The 18,095-nt window shown below is 55.3% G+C and carries 15 protein-coding genes; 8 read left to right on the top strand and 7 right to left on the bottom strand.

Going from position 1 to position 18,095, the window contains the following annotated elements; genetic code table 11:
- Nucleotides 1-83: 83 nt before the first annotated feature.
- The 3 genes from FF011L_RS18765 to FF011L_RS18775 are packed head-to-tail and all read right to left on the bottom strand — an operon-like array spanning nucleotide 84 to nucleotide 3,229.
- Nucleotides 84-1,535, bottom strand: a complete 1,452-nt coding sequence (locus FF011L_RS18765) for a hypothetical protein (protein ID WP_145353240.1) — start codon at nucleotides 1,533-1,535, stop codon at nucleotides 84-86.
- Nucleotides 1,536-1,559: 24 nt separating this feature from the next.
- Complete coding sequence (locus FF011L_RS18770) at nucleotides 1,560-1,814, bottom strand: hypothetical protein (RefSeq protein ID WP_145353242.1); 255 nt, start codon at nucleotides 1,812-1,814, stop codon at nucleotides 1,560-1,562.
- A complete protein-coding gene (locus FF011L_RS18775) occupies nucleotides 1,814-3,229 on the bottom strand; it encodes a hypothetical protein (protein WP_145353244.1) in 1,416 nt (471 codons plus the stop codon). The genes FF011L_RS18770 and FF011L_RS18775 overlap by 1 nt, the downstream gene beginning before the upstream one ends.
- 225 nt (nucleotides 3,230-3,454) lie before the next feature.
- On the opposite strand from FF011L_RS18775, the gene FF011L_RS18780 reads away from it, so the two are divergent.
- The 5 genes from FF011L_RS18780 (at nucleotide 3,455) to FF011L_RS18800 (ending at nucleotide 9,628) form a co-directional block, all read left to right on the top strand.
- Entirely contained in the window at nucleotides 3,455-6,535 is a 3,081-nt protein-coding gene (locus FF011L_RS18780) for a hypothetical protein (protein ID WP_145353246.1), read from the top strand.
- An 83-nt stretch (nucleotides 6,536-6,618) separates the two neighbouring features.
- Nucleotides 6,619-7,665: a tetratricopeptide repeat protein gene (locus FF011L_RS18785; protein ID WP_145353247.1), complete on the top strand. Its 1,047-nt coding sequence runs from the start codon at nucleotides 6,619-6,621 to the stop codon at nucleotides 7,663-7,665.
- Between the two features lie 143 nt (nucleotides 7,666-7,808).
- Nucleotides 7,809-8,681, top strand: a complete 873-nt coding sequence (locus FF011L_RS18790) for a MotA/TolQ/ExbB proton channel family protein (RefSeq protein ID WP_145353249.1) — start codon at nucleotides 7,809-7,811, stop codon at nucleotides 8,679-8,681.
- A gap of 9 nt (nucleotides 8,682-8,690) precedes the next feature.
- Entirely contained in the window at nucleotides 8,691-9,143 is a 453-nt protein-coding gene (locus tag FF011L_RS18795; RefSeq protein ID WP_145353251.1) for an ExbD/TolR family protein, read from the top strand.
- A complete protein-coding gene (locus tag FF011L_RS18800; RefSeq protein ID WP_145353253.1) occupies nucleotides 9,143-9,628 on the top strand; it encodes an ExbD/TolR family protein in 486 nt (161 codons plus the stop codon). Before FF011L_RS18795 ends, FF011L_RS18800 begins: the two co-directional genes overlap by 1 nt.
- Nucleotides 9,629-9,889: 261 nt before the next feature.
- Here FF011L_RS18800 and thrC read toward each other — a convergent pair whose 3' ends face one another.
- Nucleotides 9,890-11,323, bottom strand: a complete 1,434-nt coding sequence (gene thrC, locus FF011L_RS18805) for a threonine synthase (protein WP_145355578.1) — start codon at nucleotides 11,321-11,323, stop codon at nucleotides 9,890-9,892.
- 307 nt (nucleotides 11,324-11,630) lie between these two features.
- Between thrC and FF011L_RS18810 the strand changes: the two genes are divergently transcribed.
- From FF011L_RS18810 to hisN, 3 genes are read left to right on the top strand one after another with little or no spacing between them, the layout of a single operon-like run.
- On the top strand, nucleotides 11,631-12,011 hold the full coding sequence (locus FF011L_RS18810) for a TraR/DksA family transcriptional regulator (RefSeq protein WP_145353254.1): 381 nt from the start codon (nucleotides 11,631-11,633) through the stop codon (nucleotides 12,009-12,011).
- The gene (locus FF011L_RS18815; RefSeq protein ID WP_246109506.1) at nucleotides 11,983-12,648 is read left to right on the top strand and encodes a signal peptidase II; all 666 of its coding nucleotides are present in this window, start codon (nucleotides 11,983-11,985) and stop codon (nucleotides 12,646-12,648) included. Before FF011L_RS18810 ends, FF011L_RS18815 begins: the two co-directional genes overlap by 29 nt.
- Nucleotides 12,649-12,704: 56 nt before the next feature.
- Nucleotides 12,705-13,532, top strand: coding sequence for a histidinol-phosphatase (gene hisN, locus FF011L_RS18820; protein WP_145353256.1), 828 nt, complete (start codon nucleotides 12,705-12,707; stop codon nucleotides 13,530-13,532).
- Between the two features lie 62 nt (nucleotides 13,533-13,594).
- On the opposite strand, the gene FF011L_RS18825 is transcribed toward hisN, so the two are convergent.
- The 3 genes from FF011L_RS18825 to FF011L_RS18835 form a co-directional block, all read right to left on the bottom strand.
- Nucleotides 13,595-14,848: a DEAD/DEAH box helicase gene (locus tag FF011L_RS18825; protein WP_145353258.1), complete on the bottom strand. Its 1,254-nt coding sequence runs from the start codon at nucleotides 14,846-14,848 to the stop codon at nucleotides 13,595-13,597.
- Between the two features lie 95 nt (nucleotides 14,849-14,943).
- On the bottom strand, nucleotides 14,944-16,317 hold the full coding sequence (locus tag FF011L_RS18830; RefSeq protein WP_145353260.1) for an ABC transporter permease: 1,374 nt from the start codon (nucleotides 16,315-16,317) through the stop codon (nucleotides 14,944-14,946).
- 108 nt (nucleotides 16,318-16,425) lie between these two features.
- Entirely contained in the window at nucleotides 16,426-17,961 is a 1,536-nt protein-coding gene (locus FF011L_RS18835) for a sugar ABC transporter ATP-binding protein (RefSeq protein WP_145353262.1), read from the bottom strand.
- Nucleotides 17,962-18,095: the final 134 nt, after the last annotated feature.

The raw sequence follows: 18,095 nt of genomic DNA on the forward strand, positions 1-18,095 counted from the left end.
ATAGATCCTTATTTATGGGAATGAGATTAGCTTGAAAACATTTTCAGACTGAACAGCATATCGTCGACGTTCCACCGCAGGGGTCAAGTAGGCCCCGAAGGTCGCATCGGTCCCGATTTTTCGTCCGGCGAAGCCAAATTAAAATCCAAATCCTGATATTCAAGGTGCCGCTGCCTAGCAATTTCGCGGTCCTTGCGGGCGGTCCACCAAGTGATCGCGATGATGGCCGCCAAGCCCAGCAAAAAACAACCGGCGACGATCCCTTGCCAGGAGCGTCCCTGGTTGGCAAGCGGCGAATCCAAAACTTTCATTTTTGAAACAATCACCAACGGGCCAAATTGTTGCCCGCCGCCGCGTGAACGCATGAATTCAGTGTCGTAGCTCCATTGGCGATAATAAAATCCATCCAGCAACACCTGCCGGCGGACCATCGCCACCGTCGCCTCCTGCCCGGCCGTTTGATCGACTTCCTTGTGTAATTCAGGCGGCAATTCCAGGACCACCAGCGATACCGGATAGCGTCCAGAGAATTCAATTGGGGGCGGAATCGTGCCGTCCTCCTGCGGCAACGATTCGACCAGCACTTTTCCGTCGACTTTTCCAATCGCATCGATTTGCCAATAGTGGTCTGTTCCCACCGCGGCTTCCTGCGGATTTTTATTGTCCAAAAAGATTTTTGTGACGCGAACGGTTTCCACTTTCAATCGAATCCATTCCCCCACATACCCGCTGGAATCGCGCAGCAAATCAATTGGCTTCACCGATTTACCGGCAGCAACGTCAGCGTCCTGACGGGCGGTTGCTGCCAACAACTGATAAAATGGTTCTTCCGCCTGCAGCGGCTGCTTGTCGTTTCGTCGCAAAGGTTCCAGCAAACTGCAGTCGACCCCCAAGGCGGCCAGGCGATGCCAACCCGCCACAGGAACCGGCTCGTTTTCCAGTGGGAACCATTCAAAAGCCGAAGTGGCGACGACGGTCGGCTGCCCAGCGGAATCGGTTGCAATCACAATCCCTGTCAGGCCGACTCGGTGCGGTATTTTTGCGTCTTGCAGCCAAGATCGCAGCATCTGGTTGGTCAGCACCTGGACCTCGCGTCCGGCCTTCAGGTCGCTTCCCCCCTCGGGGAACTGACCTGCAGGAATCGATTCCACCCGCAAGTCGTAACGACTGATTCCGCTGATCCCCAGCACATCCCTGAGCGTTTCGGACAACGGGTAACGGTCTTGCAACGTGGCTTCGCCGGTCAACACGATTGCGTCCCCCGGCTGCCATCGATACCCCTTAATCTCGCTGGCCGAAAAACGTCGGCTGCGAACCGCTGGCGTGCCGGCGCGCTGCAACTGGAACAGGACTCGCCCGGCGATTCCGTTTTTTTCCGCATCCCGCTTATCCAAGTCGGCGGCGGGAAGCAAGTCTGCCGGTTCCGCAAAACCGTTCAGCAATTCCAAAACCGATCCCGACCAAGCGGCTTGTGGAATTGCGATCTGCAACACCCCCAAACCAATGACAACAACAACTATTTTCAAAGAAGGCACAACGACCATTCCAAAGAGTTCCAACTAAAGACCAAGCGTACCGTCGATCGATTCATCATCCGAAATCGAAACCATCCGCAAGCTGCCACGTATTTTTCTTAACCGAACGGTGCAAGCCGTGGGGCACTCGCCCGACAAACTTCGTGTGTTTCTTTTGGCCTGCGCCGATTCGCGACGAAAACCGTTCGCAAGACGCCAAAGCAAATGGCAGCGGGCGGCATCCACGGCGTTTGCCCGCAAGAACTTATAAATCACACGCCATAAGTGATAGGCGACCATCAGGGGTCCTCCTCCGTCTTAACGACGTACTGCGGATCGACAACTTCGTCATCCAGTTTGCGATCTCGCACATCACTGGCAGCCAGCGAAGCGGCAAATTCAGGCGCCATCGACAAGGAGGCTTGGCGAACGCGTCGGGTCTGCTTCGCAGCGACCGTACTTCGCCAGAACAACCCAGCAGCCAGCGTCACCCCAAAGATTCCAGCCAGCGCCACGACCATCATCCAAGGCGGCTCCGAGCGAGGTGCCGTGACAACATCCGCAACCGTCGCCTCCTGATCCCAAACACGTCCCACGATCACGGGACATTCCGTGGCGCCCCCAACGGCCGCGTACAGCCTTCGTTTCAAAAAGATCCCCGCAACCGCAACATGCGGCCCCGACTGCAGGGCGGAATCGGAAGGAATTTGCTTCAGCGCCGCCGAGACTTCAGGCGTGTACAGCACCACCGGACGCTCGGTCCCATCCTCAGGGCGCAGCCAAACCTCGTAGTATTCATTGACGCCAAATCGATTCCGATTCGCTTTCGATTCTGCAACCGTCACCGGCACAACGCGAGCCACTTGTGCGGTCAACCAAACTTGCGTCCCCAAATAGGCTTTCGGCTGCTGCATCAACGGAACGACACCAACCTGCCGAGGTGCAGGCTTTGCATTCCAAAAGTGAGTCGTAAAATTTTTCTGCGATGCCAGTTCAAGGTACCTGTAAAAAGCATCGAAATCGGCGGGGCGAAATACCGCTCCATCGACCACGCGATCTTGATAGGTTCGATCAAGCTCCGCCTGCAAGGCTTGCCTGCCACGAACAGAAAGATCGACTAGCGACTGCGGAATGGGGCGTTTCGTTTCCGGATCCAGTTCATCGGTCGTCCCATTTGCCGGCTGCGATTCAGGCGACACAAACAGTTCGGTCAACGAAAACGTTTCATCCGAACGACCGGGCTGTGCTTGATCGGGCTCCGTTTTTTCGTGATCGCGATGACGCAACTCCCACAGCCAGACCGACAACTGCCGCTGCTGTGGAAGGGACAATTCGTCAACCGCCTTTTCAAAAGCGTGATTGACGAAGGCACCGCCGGACGTTCCCTCGTCGCCGTCAGCGGAATCCAAAATCGGAACCTCCGAAGCGGCAGCTCCGGGCGAACCAGGATCGACGGCCCCAGAAACGCCCCCCGCTACAGCAGGGGGAACGAAAACCGAATGCCCCGCACCTGACACAGCGGGTGGCACGGCAACCCTCGATGGGAAAAACGGGGTATAGATCTTGGGATCGGCCGCCTTCCGCATCACCCAGACGACCACGATCAGCATCAGGACCAAGCGGAACAGCCGCCGCATTGCGAACGGGGTCTTCCGCGCCCCATGAGTACGTTCCCGGTACAGATTGCGTTCATGTAGGTCCGAAGGGATCCGCATCGGTGCGGGACTCGCTGAAGAAAGGAATCAACAGATCAAAAACAGACGTAAGGACGCTTTAATCGCTACATTCCTCAGCATAGCGGATGGTCGATTGATTGGCTGCGGTCCTAGAAGTGTGAATTCCCGGTCAGATCGGTTATTCTAAGGAATGATTCGATGCGATTTCTCATCCGTAGCAGACGCGGCTATTCTCAGCGTCTAAAAAAATACAGGTAGAACTCAATGCAAACCTGCAACCCCGTTCGGTCGACACCCCATGTTGGCGATTGCCAATCATGGATTCAGAGGGGATTCAATACCGCCGCGGTGTTTGCTGGAACTTTTTTGATGGGTCTTGCCGGTCCAGCCAACGTTCAAGCGGACGAACCGGCAGAATTGTTTTTACAGCAACTTCGCGCCGCAGAGTACTTCGATGTCGCGCTGGATTACCTGGCACATCTAGAAGACTATCCCGGAGTCCCGGCGGAACTAAAAACCTCCGTCGACCTGGAAAAAGCTCAGGTTTATCTAGAAGCTGCCGGCGCTGCCCGAGTGGCAGACGAACGAGACGGTTACTTTGCGGAAGGGGAAGCGGCGTTACAGAACTTCATCGCCAACAGCCCCAGTCATCCTCGGCTTTCCGAAGCCCGCATGATGTTGGGGACGCGGCAGCTGATTCGAGCGATGGTCCTGATGCAGGATCCTCGGATGAACGACGAAACTCGCGTCAAAGCTCGCGAAGAATATCTGAAAGCCGCCAAAACCTTTGACACCAGTATCGAATCGCTTCGTGAGGCCTTAAAAGCGATGCCGACGGGAGCGATCGATCCCGAAAAAAATCCTGGGCTTCAAGCCCGCCGCGAACAGTACCGCGGCGAATACATGCAGGCTCAATTACAGGCCGGGCAATCGCGACGCCTTGCGGCAGGCACCTATAAAGACCCAGCGAAAGAGGGCAAACCTCTGCTTGAAGAAGCCCTAAAACGGCTGGTCGCGTTCAGCGAAAAATACAGCAGTTTTCCGCCGGGTGCCAAAGCAACCCTGTACCGCGGACAGGTCCAACAGGTCCTCGGGCAAAACAAAGAAGCTCTGGAAAGCTACCAACGCGTCCAAGAACTGATCGAAGATGACCGCCTGCGGATTCCCAAAATTGAAGCGGCGCGCGGAACGATCCAGCTGTACCTTGCCGAAAAACCACCCAAGGTAAAACCGGCGATCGAACGCGGCCAACCCTGGATCGATGCCCTTCGTCCCAACGAAAAAAGAGCTCCTGAAGTCCAAGAGTTGCGGCTCGCCCTCGCCAAGGCCTACCAGATGCAAGCGAAAGCGTCTGAAAAACCAGCCGAACGGAAAGCGGCCGCCACCTCTGCACGGCAATTATTGACCGCCGCCAAAGCCGTCCCTGGATCGCATGCGGAAGAAACCCTTCAGCTGTTGGCGGAAATGGGCGTCGACACGACGGTAGAGGCTCCTAAATTCGAACGCCCTCGTTCACTTGATGAAGCCCTCGCCGCAGCGCGAACCATGATCGAATCGGCCGATCAAATGGGACGCGCCGAAGACCTCCTCAAGCAAAAACTTAAAGAACCGGATGCCGATCAAGCGGCGATCCAAAAAGAACTGGACAACCTAAGCACCGACCTCGTTAGCAATCGCGAAAACGCCGCGAAAATCCTGCAGCAAGGTTTGGCGTTGGTAAAACCTGGCGATGATGTTGCGCAAATCAACCAAGGACGCAACTTCTTGGCCTACGTGCTGTTTCGGCTAGAACGTTTTCGAGAAGCGGCCGCCGTCGGTGAATTCTTGGCGGTCACCAGCCCTGGCGATCCACTGGGCCTGAGTGGTGGAGTGACCGCGTTAAACGCGATGCAGACTCTGTCGCAGCAGGCCTCCGAAGGGCAACGCGAAGAAATCCTGACCGGACTCAGTTCGATCGGTTCACTGTTGATTGAACATTGGCCTAACGAGCCAGCGGTATCGGCAGCCCGTGGGTCCCTGATCGCCGTCGCGCTCAATCAAGAGCGGTGGGATGACGCTCGCAAGCACTTGGACAACATGCCCGACGATGCTCCCGACAAAGCCTATTTCCTGCGGGTCATGGGAAATCTGATGTGGAACCGATACCTCATTCGTTTACAGAATGATCCCGAAGACGCCACCGCAGCCAACCTGCTACCGGATGCTGAAAAAGACTTAATCACCGGGCTGAAACCGGTCACCGCCAAAGCACTCACCTCACGCGAACTGGATGCGTCGCTTGTTTTGGCAAAAGTCTTGATCCGCCAAGGCAAAGAAAACGACGCCTTAAAAGTTCTTGAAAACAAAAACTATGGGCCGTTAACCCATGCCGACAAAGGCGATCAAGACTTCCAATTGAAAGCCTACACCACGGCACTGCAGGTGATCGTTGGCCAGATGACGGCCGAGAAAGCGGACATCAAAGCACTGACCGCACAATCCGCGGACATCGTCGCCAAGATGCAAAAAGCGACCGCAGGCAAACCGGATGCCCAAACTCAAATGGCCAATCGATTCAAAGCCTTGGCCGTCGAAATCCGGGACCAAATGCAAGGGGCTCCGGCGGCGAAGAAAGAAGCATTAATGACCGCTTTCCAAACCCTGATGGGAGCCTTAGCAGCGGCCAACGATTCGCCAGAAACCCAACTGATGGTCGGACAGTCGTTTGCCCAAATCGGTGAAGGAGCGATGCCCAACGACATTGGTCCGGCAACAGGCAAAGCAGCGGAAATGCTGACCAAAGCAACCGAAATTTTGAAAACAGTGATTCCCGACATCGAGGATCCTGAACAGAAAATGAAAGTCCAGTACCAGCTCGGTCGCGCCGAAAGGCTGCTGGGCGATTATTCTGGAGCCTTAAAAACGCTCACCGAAGTGGTCACCTTTAAACAGACAATGTTGACCGCTCAAGAAGAAGCCGCACTGACTTATGAGCAGTGGGGCATTCAGTCTGCAGCGACTCCGAACCGAGCGGCCAAGGCACACGCCCTTGCGATCCGCGGCTCGCGACCGGACGCCAAAGGCAAGCACCAAATCTGGGGCTGGGGCACGATCAGTCAGCGAACGAGCAAGAACCCTGCGTTTAGAGAATCGTTTTTCCAGGCCCGCTACCACTTGGCCCTTAACCGATTCCTGGAGGGACAGGCGGAGAAAAACGACGCCAAAATGAGGGACGGAATCAAATTCACGAAAGAGTTAAAAGTCTTTTATCCTGACTTAGGCGGCAAAGCATGGGCTCCGAAATTTGAAGCGCTTGTGCAACGCATCCAGACCGCCGTTGGCGATCCACCGGTAGGACTTGAATAGCTCACTTGAATCATCCCGCAATCCATCGCGTCGCATCCGCCGCGTCCATTACGCCCATCCAATAACACTCTTTTCTAATCTCCATGACCAACATCATGCATCGATACTATCCATCTGGAACGGCTACCTTGGCAGGCATCCTGCTGCTCTGCATGGCGGCCCCAGCGTCCGCGCAGAACGACCGGATTTTCCCTGTCACAGGCTCGCCGATTTCTGGCCAAATCGAAACCGAATCTCGCAACGGGTTGGCGGTAAAAGCTGGCGGGGGAACTCAGAACATCCCTGCCAACAGCATCGTCAAAATCATGTATGCGGGCGATCCATCCAACCTGACCAATGGGCGTGAATTCGCACTCGATGGGCAATACGACAAAGCGCTCGAAGAGCTAAAGAAAATTGACTTCAGCAAAATCCGCCGTGAAATCATCACTCAGGATGCCAATTTCTATCGCTTGAAATCGGAGGGGATGCTTTCCCTCACAGGACAAGGCGATCGCGCTCAGGCGATTGCCGCGTTGGGTGGTTTCATCAGTAAACAAGGAGACAGCTGGCACTACTATGAAGCGGTCCGCTTGCTGGGCGAATTGGCTTACGCCGAAGGGAACATGGATCTTGCCAACAAATCTTTCCAGGCCCTCTACAGTGCAGCGGCCTCGGAACTGAAGATCGAATCGGTCTACCTGGTCAGCCTGTTGCAACTTCGCAACGGCGAATTCGATAAAGCCCTTGCCGGGTTTGATCGCATCGCCTCGGCCCGCGTCAGTTCACCAGCAGTTGGTTTGTTTGTCAAACTTGGCAAAGCAGGCCGCGTTGCGGTCCTGGGACAAAAAGGGGACCTGGATGGGGCGATCAACGAATCGAAGCCTCTGATCGCGGAACTATCGCCAACCGATATTGAACTCGCCGCCCGAATCTACAACGCACGCGGATCGGCTTACGCCAAAGCCGGTCAAAATGAAGCGGCCATCCGAGCCTACCTACATACGCACTTGATGTTCTCGGGAATTCCAGACGCCCACGTCGAAGCGCTCCAGGCCCTGGTCCAATTATGGCCTGCGGTTGGCAAAGCCGATCGCGCCAACGAGATGCGACAAATCCTTCAACAATCCTATCCAGGGTGGGGCGGCTAACAGAAAACTTGACCGTGACCGCCAGCGAACGATCTAACGAAGCGATTCCTTCGATCGAACATGGCGAAACAAAAACATTTTTCAAACCTGACGTCACACTCCCAACGAACTCCCTACTACTGAAACTTCTCGGAGCCCCGCTCATGAATCAGCTTTTCGGCAAATCGGCCATTCCTTTTCGACTTCACTTTTTTGCGATTGCCTTTGTAGCAGTCACAGCGATCGCCACGGCGATGACCGGTTTTGCTCAAGACGAACTGGGAGGAGATCCTGTCGATGAGGCTCCACCGGCTGTCGTAGAAGACGTGGAGATTGTTGGCGAAGTCAACGACGCCCCAGCCAACAACGCTGGTGGCGGTGGTGGTGCCGAAGAACCACAATCCGCGTTGGGCTGGGTCTACGAGTCACTCGGTCTGGGCTACGTTTTGATCTTCTTGGCGCTTTCGTTCACACTTGTCTCCCTGTTGGTAATGAACCTGCTGGCATCGCGCCGGGACAACTTGGTTCCACAAGAATTGATCGATGGTTTTGAAGAGAAACTAAACGAGAAGGATTTCCAGTCGGCTTACGATATGGCTCGGACCGACGAATCGGTTCTCGGGCAGGTCCTTTCCGCTGGGCTGGCAAAATTGTCTCGCGGGTACAACCGAGCGCTTGAATCGATGCAGGAAGTGGGCGAAGAAGAGAGCATGAAACTGGATCATCGCCTGAGTTACATGGCGTTGATCGGCAACCTCAGCCCGATGATCGGCCTGTTCGGAACGGTCCACGGAATGATTCGCTCGTTCCAGGTGATCGCTCTTTCAGGAGCGACCCCGGAACCCGCAAAACTGGCCGGTGGTATCTCCACCGCTTTGTTGACCACCCTGGTTGGACTGGCGATCGCGATCCCCGCACTGGCCGCTTACAACATCCTCCGCAACCGAGTCGCTCGGCTGCTACTAGAAGTAGGCGTCAGCAGTGAAAACCTGATGAGCCGCTTTGAAGACGTGCAACCACAAGCCGCAAAAAAGTAAGTAGCCCCCATGCGAGTTCAACGTAAATCTACCGAGTTGGCGGAAGCCGACTTGACGCCGATGATCGACATGACGTTTCAGTTGATCGCGTTTTTCATGGTGTTGATCAATTTTGCGCAGACCGAATCTCACGACGAAGTCACGCTTCCGCAAAGCCGTTTGATCAAACCGCCGGAACAGCCATTTGAATTCCCGATCATGCTGCACATCACCCGCGACGCAACGGTCTATTTGGGTGGGGAAGCCTATTCGGCCGATACACTGAACCGAGGCCTAAACGGTGAATTGGCCGTTGCTCGAGCTCAAAACATGGATGCCAGCGATGCAAATGTCATCATCCGGGCACATAAGGATGCCGCCGCTGGCGAAGTCCAGGAAGTGATCCGAGCCTGTCAGGCTCTGGACTTTGTCAATTTTGGCCTCCGGGCTAAAGAAGACCTCGGCCAAAAAGGAGCCGGTTGATGAAAATTCGCAACCAACAAGACCCTGCCAAGAACGAACTGTCGATGACCAGTATGATCGACGTCGTCTTCCTGCTGCTAATCTTCTTTATCCTCACGTTCAAAGTGGTGGAGCAAGAAGGGGACTTCGGCATCAACATGCCGCTGGCAGGACAAGCCAGCAGTGCGATGGAGGATCTGGAACTGCCGATTACGCTGCGAATGCATGCCGATCCCGATGGCAATCTGACTTCGATGGAATTGAATGAACTGCCGATGGGGACCAGTTTTGAAAACCTGCGAGCCAAGGTAACGGAACTGGTCGGGAACCAACCCGGGCCGAGCGATGACGACGAAGACGGAGGCCCCGAAGTCGAAATCGATACCGACTTTAACCTTCGCTATGAATACGTGATCGCAGCGATCACCCACGTCAGCGGTCGCAAGGACGGAGACCAAATCATCAAGCTGGTCGAAAAAATCAAATTCGCCGCTCCACGACGGTAACTTGCCACTCGCAAAATACAAATACAAGCACGAAGCGCAAGCGAGTAAATAAACGTAATTGTCCTAAATACTCGCTTGGGCTTCGTGCTCGTAAACGGTTTGTATCCTCGTCCCGAGAGACGCGGCATCCGTGAGGTAAGTCCGCGCGAGCGAGGTGTTGTTGTCGCATCGATGATTGGCTGCACAAAATCATGCAGCCTTCACGCCGGGCGTCTTGCAATGACGTCCCGAGCGAAAAAGCGACACGTGTTGGCTTGGCCCTTACGAGTACAACTGGATCGCTTTGATGATGTCGTCCAGTTCGTTGGGCACGGCGATCGCTCGGTTGGCGTGACTTGCCTTCTTCACGCCTCGGCTGCCCAAGACCTTGTTGAACATCTCTTGATCGGCCGAGTGATAGGCGACCGTTGCGGTCGGGTCTTTCAGTTCATGTCCCGTCAAGACACAGACGACTCGGTCACTTGGAGCGATCACCCCTTCGCGGCGAAGCATTTTTGCCCCGGCAACCGATGCGGCGGAGGCGGGTTCACAGCCGAAGCCACCGGCACCGACCTGCGCCTTGGCATCCAAGATTTCTTGATCGCTGACTTGGCGGACGACTCCGTCCATCCCTTCCAAAGCTCGCAAGCATTTTTTCAGGTTCACGGGCCGGTTGATCTCGATCGCACTGGCGATCGTATCGGCTTTAGCGCCGGTGCGATCCAGTTCGTCGTAGTACTGGCGAATGGGATCCATATCGACCTGGCCGCCATTCCAGCGGACTCCGCGACGCTCGAACAATTCGTAAAGCGTGTCGGCGCCGCGGGCGTTGATCACGGCCAAGCGAGGGATTCGATCGATCAGCCCCAGCTGCTTCAGCTCTGCAAAGGCTTTTCCAAAGGCGCTGCTGTTACCTAGGTTTCCGCCCGGAACCACGATCCAGTCAGGAATTTCCCAGCGGAGGGCTTCCATGATCCGGAACATGATCGTCTTTTGTCCTTCCAAACGGAAAGGATTGACGCTGTTCACCAAGTAGATCCCCAGTTCATCGGAGATCTGCTTAACGCGGATCATCGCATCGTCAAAATCGCCAGCGATCTGAACGGTAAGCGCCCCATAGTCGAGCGCCTGGCTCAGTTTGCCGTAAGAGATCTTTCCGCTGCCGATAAAAATCACGGCCTTCATTTTCTTGGTGGCACTGCAATACAACGCAAGGGAGGCACTCGTATTTCCCGTGCTGGCACAGGCGGCTCGCTTGGCATTCATCATGCAGGCATGCGTAAACGCGGCACACATCCCGTTATCTTTGAAGCTGCCCGAGGGATTCATCCCTTCGTACTGCAAATGCAATTTACCGGCGTTCATGCCAACAAATTTGCCAACCGAATCGGTTTGCTGCAGCAGGGTTTGCCCTTCGCCGACGGTGACAATTTCATCTTGCCCACAAAACGGGAGCAATTCATGGAAGCGCCAGACACCGCTGAATCGGACCGGATCGTAGCGACGTCCCCACATCGCTTCGAATTCATTCATTTGCTTAGGAACTTCCGCCCGATCCCATTCATACAGGATGTCCAGCAGATCGCCGCAGCGATCACAGGACGTCCGTACACTACGGGCCTCATACGTGGCCGCACAGGCGGGGTTGATGCATTGCTGGAACGCAATGTCCAGTCTTTTGGATGAGGCGAGGTTGGAATTGGCCGACTGAAGCATTTCTGTCACTTTAACTATTCGACGACGAGAGGCGAACGTTCTCAAAAACGAAGCACCTGTCAAGTTCACGGTTTGCTATAGGTTAGATCGTCCTTGCTGCCGCGACTCTGGACGCAAATCCAGATCAATCCCTATCGTATACCATTCAGCGGGGAACGAACTAGTAGTTTGCCCCCTCTGGTAAGCTAGGAAGAACGAGAATTCCTCCCGTTTGGCGAGCCTCTCACTGCCAAGCACCGTCCCCATTTTACGAAACCATTGGCGAGCCTGAACACATTCCTTCCCTAGCTTCCCCCGTCCCAACCTGATGCCGAAGAAAAAAGAACGCGATTATCGCCCGTTTGAGCAGATGCTACGCTCTCTTCGCACCCGATTCCGAGACGATGTCCAGTCGATGTCCGATGCGGCACTGCATTCCTCTGAGGATTCGTCGGCAGAAGCCTCCAGAGCCCCAAATCATCTGGCCGACATCGGATCGGACGCCTTCGACCAAGAATTTACCCTTTCTTTGGTCGAAAATGAGGAGGAAACGCTCCAACAGATCGAAGCTGCTCTTGAGCGGCTGGCTCTGGGACAATACGGTACCTGTGCCGATTGCGGAAAGCTGATTCCGAAAGAACGTCTGGCGGCCATTCCCTTTACTGCCCACTGTGTGCGTTGTGCCAGCAAGCTCCAACATCCCTCCTGAATCGCCGAACCCCGAAAAAGCGGTTTCTAAAACAGCGATCTCGGAAGCGCTTTCGCCCGATCCGATTCCCCGTAATCGTTGGGTCGTGTTCCTGACGATTGCCTTGCTCGGAGCGGCCGCCGACCTGCTGACCAAACAGTGGATGTTCTCCTGGCGTGGGCTTCCCGGGACTCAAGACCCCTGGTGGCTGATCGAAAACTACGTGGGGATTGAAACCGCGGTCAATCCGGGAGCCGTATTCGGCATGGGAGCCGGCCGTGGGCTACTGTTTGCTTCCCTTTCGGTCGTCGCCGGAATTGGCATCATGGTTTGGTTATTCGCCTTACGGGCGGCCCACCAGTGGTGGCTGACGATCGCCTTGGCATGTGTCATGGCAGGAATTTTCGGGAATTTGTACGATCGCCTTGGTCTTTGGTGGTTCCCCGAATACCCACAAGAATGGAAAAGCGGAGTTCGGGACTGGATCTTGTTTCAAGCCAGCCCCGCTTGGAAATGGCCCAATTTCAATATCGCGGACAGCCTGCTTGTGACCGGGGCCGGGATGTTGCTGTGGCAGTCGTTTTTCCCAAACAATTCAACCGATCGCCCCACCCACACCAAAAGAGCTCCGATCTTGGGTCCCCATAAAACCTCCTGAGCTCTCCCCTAAATCCTTCCGTTTGAATCCAACCACCCTGAAGCCCCAACAAGAATATGCGATCTCCCGACAACTGGTCTGAGCTTCACGACGGCCGCCTAGAAAAACTGATCCCCATCGCTGAAGCGGCTGGCAACAGCACGCTGGCCTACTTCGGAAATTCCGAACTAGCGGTCGAAGCCAAGAAAGATTCCTCCCCCGTCACCGCCGCCGATCGTCATGCGGAACAACTGGTCCGCAAAAAAGTGGCCGAGTTCTTCCCGGACGATGAAGTGCTGGGCGAGGAATTTGAAACCCAGCCCGGCACAAGTGGCTATCGCTGGATCGTCGACCCGATCGATGGAACAAAATCCTTCGTTTGCGGCGTCCCCCTTTATTCGACCTTGCTGGCACTGGAATACCAAGATCAGACGGTTGCCGGCGTGATCTTCCTGCCGGCGTTGAAAGAGTGCGTTGCAGCGGCAAACGACCAAGGCTGCTGGCACCGTCCCGCAGGCAAACCGGACTGGAAAATCGCTCAGGTATCGGACCGCAAAAAACTATCCGAAGCGGTCTTCCTCACCTCACAAGTCGACTCTTTCGAAGGACGCGGGGCAGAGGCCCAGTACAAGACAATCGAAAAAGAAGCCTGGATCAGCCGATCTTGGGGCGATGGCTACGGCTACCTACTGGTCGCCACGGGACGAGCCGATGTGATGGTCGATCCGGAGGTGAGCGTCTGGGACGTTGCCGCCATCCGACCTGTCATCGAACAAGCCGGAGGTAAATTCACCGACTGGAATGGCCTCGCGACCAGCCGCAGTGCCGACGCCGTCGGAACCAACGGCAAACTGCACAAAGAAATTCTAGCGACCCTGAAAAACGCCTCAGCGGTCAAATCGTAAGGCCGGTTCCGACAGACCACCATTCCGCAGGGCCGGCTTCCGCCGGCCTTACAGCGGCATGCTTAGCGTCGACGACGGCTTTTGCGGTTCATTGGATTGAGACGTTTCCGCTTAGGCTGATCGGGATCGACCTCGGCAGCGGCAACCGGTTCGGGCGGCGCTTCGACCGCTTCGAAATCGTCCATTTCATCGCGAATCAACTCTTTGTTGATCCGCTGTTCGACCGAGGTCAGGAAATCGCCTTCGCCTGGGACGATGAACGTAAACGCTAGGCCGTCTCGGCCCATTCGTCCGGTTCGTCCTACGCGGTGAACGTAGTCGTCACAGTCTTGCGGGATGTCGTAGTTAACGATGTGTGAGATCGTGCTGACATCGATGCCACGGCCGACGACGTCGGTTGCGACCAAGACTTTCAATTTCCGATCGCGTACCGCCTGCATAACGCGGTCGCGTTCACGTTGCTGCATGTCGCCATGGATACAGCCGACACCCTCAAATTCTCGGCTGAGGGCACGTTGCAATTTATCGGTGCCACGTTTGGTACGACAGAAAACGATCGCCTGAGCTGGATTTTCGCGTTTCAGCAAACGAACAAGCAAACTGCGTTTCCGGTCATGCGCGATCGTGAAATAACGCTGTTCGATCGTTTCGACCGACATTTCGTTTTCACTGCAATCGATCACGTCCGGCTTGTACATGTACGATTCGGCCAAACGGCGAACCGTTGGAGTCAACGTCGCCGAAAGGAACAACGTCTGCCGATCGCGTGGACAGCAACGGAGGATCCGTTCAATTTGAGGACGGAAGCCGATATCAAGCATCCGATCGGCCTCATCCAGGACCACGCACCAAATTTTGTCGGTCCGCAGTGTTTTGCGTTGGATATGGTCGTGAACTCGACCTGGGGTCCCGACAACCACCTGGACACCATTATTTAGGTGACGCAGCTGGCCATTCATGTTCTTACCGCCGGCCAGGACGCAAATTTCCGTGGGCACACCAAACGCCAAGCGTTCGAGCTCACGGCCGACCTGATCGGCCAGCTCGCGAGTCGGAACCACGATTAGGGCCTGTGGATCGCGACACTCCTCTAGGGAGTCAAGCTGTTCGAGAATAGGAATACCAAACGCAGCGGTTTTGCCGGTCCCGGTACGGGCCTGCCCGATCACGTCTAAGCCATCGATGGCCAAGGGGATCAGTTGGGCTTGGATGGGCGTGGCCTCGGTAAAACCGGCACGGTCCAAGGCCCGATGCATAACGGGTGATAAATCGAGGTCTTTGAACCGCGTGGGCTGAGAGCCCGCAGGCTTGTCCATTGACACTAGGGGATAGGAGGGATTCGAAAGAAAAAGGTTAGCACAAATGTACTCGATTTCCCCCCTTGCCGACCAGTAGGCCGCACGATATCGGGCTAGGAAGTAGCCGCAGAATCGACCGCATTTGCTTTGGCAGCCAACTGTTTTCGAAGCGTTATCCGCCGCATGACCTCGTCAAAAACAACGCCTGCAAAAAGGGCTCCTCCGATCACCACAAACTCCCATTCTTTGCCAATTCCTAGTAAATCGATCGATTTATACAAGCAACGCATGACGGCGGCCCCGGCGATCACTCCCAGCAGTGCCCCTTGTCCACCACGCAGCGAGCAGCCTCCTAAAACGGCCGCAGCAATCGCATACAATTCGTAGAAATTTCCTGCCGTACTAGGGGCCATTGTGGTCCAATCGACCAAAAACAGGACCCCCGCTAAGCCTGCAAGTGTCGAACAAACGACATAGGCCAACACCGTCAGCCGCCGCGTAGCAATCCCACTATAAAGCGCAGCTTGTTCACTTTGCCCCAACGCCAGCAGATGCCGCCCATAAACCGTTTTGTACAAAAACACCCAAGCAGCCAAAGTCACCCCCGCCAACAAGACTCCGGTCAACGGAAACTCGATCCAAGTCAGCCAGTTTTCGCTCACTCCGGAAATTCTGCCAGCAAAAGGAAGCGGAAACTCGAACGCCGCCCCCCCCACCAACTGCCTAAATCCGATCATCGCATCGCCAAATCCTTTGGCCGTGTCATCCGATAGGATCCTTGCCATTCCACGATAGATCAGCAACCCACAAAGCGTCACAACAAACGGTTGCAACCGTCCCCAGGCGACTAGCAAACCGTGCAACAAACCGATCAATGCACAAAACCCCAGCACGACAGCCGTGCACAGCCAAGGGCTTCGATGGGCCGTGATCACATGCCGCAGCGGCTTGCCAACGCGGTACAGTTCGCCTAACTCGCCAACCTGTGGCTTATCGTTATTCGCTTTTAACAGCAACCATTTTTCCCGCGCGATGGTCTGGACGCCAACGACTCCCCACACCTTCCCAGCACTGCGAAACTGGTCTCCGGGTTGCACGTCGGGCAACCGCCCCTTCAGCTGCACCGCCAAATCTTTCTTCCCCGCCTGCTGCAGGTTGGGATCGATCGAATCCGGCACTTGGTCACGTGTCAGCGTTTCAAGTACCGCGACTTGCACAATCGGATCTTGATGGTCGACTTCATATTTTTGGATATCCGCAACGGTAATAAAAACCACTCCGGAAAGCGCAATCAGTGAACCGATCGACAAATCGATCCCGCCAGTGATGATCACAAACGCTACCCCGATCGAGATCAATCCATACAGACTGGTATCTCGAATCAGAGCGCGAATATTGGAAGGGTCGGCGAAAACTCCATTCAGGCACGTCGTTAGAACAACAATCGCCATCAACAACAGAAAGATGCCAAGATTTTTAGTACGCATGCAATGCTTTATTCAGTGCGGTGTTCAATGAGTTCAGTTTTGGTCAATGTTCACGGTAGTGATCCCTCGCTTACGCGGGCGGGTTGGGATTTTTTGCGTCTGCAAATCTTAGGACGTTGCTGCCACTTCACCGACGGCCAACCTCATCATCGCATCTTCACTCAATTCAGACCTCTTTAGGTGCCCGGCGATTCGTCTTTCGTGCATGACATAAACGCGATCGGCCATCCCCAGCACCTCTTCCATTTCACTTGATACAAACAAGATCGCCACCCCTTCGGCCGCCAACCCTTCGATCAATTCATAGATCTCATGTTTCGCGCCGATATCGACGCCACGTGTCGGCTCATCAAGAAGCAACACAGCCGGTTTGCGTAGCAACCATTTCCCCAACGCTATTTTCTGTTGATTCCCACCGGACAACGTCACCACTTTTGTTTGCTGGGACGCCGTGCGAATCCCCAACCGTTCAATCGCCTGAGCCGTCACCTGCCGTTCCCAGGAAACCGAAATCCCGGGGGCTGCCGGAGCCGACGCGAGCGCGGCCAACGTTGTATTCTCACAGACAGAAGATTCAAGCAACAATCCGGTCGACTTGCGATCCTCGGTGACCAGTGCGATCCCGCGCTGAATGTTATAGCGAACATCACCGCTCCGCAGCGGTTGTTGATCGACTTCGACACGTCCGGCGAGGGCAGGGCGAACGCCGAAAATCGTTTCGACCAGTTCGGTTCGTCCCGCACCGACCAAACCGGCCAACGCAACAACTTCTCCCCCGCGAACTTCTAAACCAATGGCATGCGACGGAGAATCCACCATTGTCAGGTCAGCGACCCTCAACCGCACCTCTCCCGCAGGATGCGATGTGTGCGGAAAAAACTGGCTTAGATCCCGACCGACCATGCGGGTTACCATCGCATCGTGAGTGATCTGATCCCCAACCAAACGGCCCACATTTTTACCATCACGAAGAACTTCCACACGGTCGGCCAACTGCTGGACCTCTGCCAAGCGGTGCGAGATGTAGACGATACTGACGCCGCTGTGACGAAGATGCTGAACGACTTGAAACAGTTTTTCAGTTTCGCGCAGTGAAAGACTGCTGGTCGGTTCGTCCATAATCACAAGACGTGCCCGGGCCGACAAAGCCTTGGCGATTTCAACCAACTGCTGTCCCGCAAGCGGCAATTGATGCAGCGGGGTGGCGGGATCTATATCCAAGCCGACCTGTTCCAAAAAAACCGCCGCTTCGTCCTGCATTTCGCGTCGCTTCAACCAGCCCCAAAAATGTGGCTCACGCCCCAGAAAGACATTTTCCGCAACACTTAAATTCTCGGCCAGGTTCAATTCCTGGTGGATCAACGCAACCCCATGCTCAATCGCATCGGCCGGCGAGCTAAAGGAAACAGCCTTTCCATCCATCCGCAACGTACCATCGTCGGGAGGCTGAATTCCCGCCATGATTTTCATCAGCGTGCTCTTACCAGCTCCATTTTCCCCGATCACTGCCAGAACCTCTGCCGGCATCACATCCAGCGATACCGACTGCAAGGCTTGGACACCGGGAAATCGCTTACTGACTTGCTGGACCCGCATTCGTGGCACTACGGATGCGTTCGTCGAATCGGTGCAAGAGGTTTCCATGCCGGTCAGCCAGTGCGGAATCAAAAGAGAAGATCGTCCACCAATAGGTTAACGTTTCCCGGAACCGTGTGGGCCCTCAACGCGTGCATCCTGAACCGCTAGAACAGAACACAATGGAAACCGTGTTACCTCTC

Source organism: Roseimaritima multifibrata, assembly GCF_007741495.1.
Classification (GTDB): Bacteria; Planctomycetota; Planctomycetia; order Pirellulales; family Pirellulaceae; genus Roseimaritima; species Roseimaritima multifibrata.

Coding starts and splice junctions, on each gene's coding strand:
- hisN (WP_145353256.1), top strand. CDS start 12,705: ATGCGATCTCCCGACAACTGGTCTGAGCTTCACGACGGCCGCCTAGAA.
- FF011L_RS18790 (WP_145353249.1), top strand. CDS start 7,809: ATGAATCAGCTTTTCGGCAAATCGGCCATTCCTTTTCGACTTCACTTT.
- FF011L_RS18785 (WP_145353247.1), top strand. CDS start 6,619: ATGACCAACATCATGCATCGATACTATCCATCTGGAACGGCTACCTTG.
- FF011L_RS18775 (WP_145353244.1), bottom strand. CDS start 3,229: ATGCGGATCCCTTCGGACCTACATGAACGCAATCTGTACCGGGAACGT.
- FF011L_RS18835 (WP_145353262.1), bottom strand. CDS start 17,961: ATGGAAACCTCTTGCACCGATTCGACGAACGCATCCGTAGTGCCACGA.
- FF011L_RS18810 (WP_145353254.1), top strand. CDS start 11,631: ATGCCGAAGAAAAAAGAACGCGATTATCGCCCGTTTGAGCAGATGCTA.
- FF011L_RS18780 (WP_145353246.1), top strand. CDS start 3,455: ATGCAAACCTGCAACCCCGTTCGGTCGACACCCCATGTTGGCGATTGC.
- FF011L_RS18770 (WP_145353242.1), bottom strand. CDS start 1,814: ATGGTCGCCTATCACTTATGGCGTGTGATTTATAAGTTCTTGCGGGCA.
- thrC (WP_145355578.1), bottom strand. CDS start 11,323: ATGCTTCAGTCGGCCAATTCCAACCTCGCCTCATCCAAAAGACTGGAC.
- FF011L_RS18825 (WP_145353258.1), bottom strand. CDS start 14,848: ATGGACAAGCCTGCGGGCTCTCAGCCCACGCGGTTCAAAGACCTCGAT.
- FF011L_RS18830 (WP_145353260.1), bottom strand. CDS start 16,317: ATGCGTACTAAAAATCTTGGCATCTTTCTGTTGTTGATGGCGATTGTT.
- FF011L_RS18800 (WP_145353253.1), top strand. CDS start 9,143: ATGAAAATTCGCAACCAACAAGACCCTGCCAAGAACGAACTGTCGATG.
- FF011L_RS18795 (WP_145353251.1), top strand. CDS start 8,691: ATGCGAGTTCAACGTAAATCTACCGAGTTGGCGGAAGCCGACTTGACG.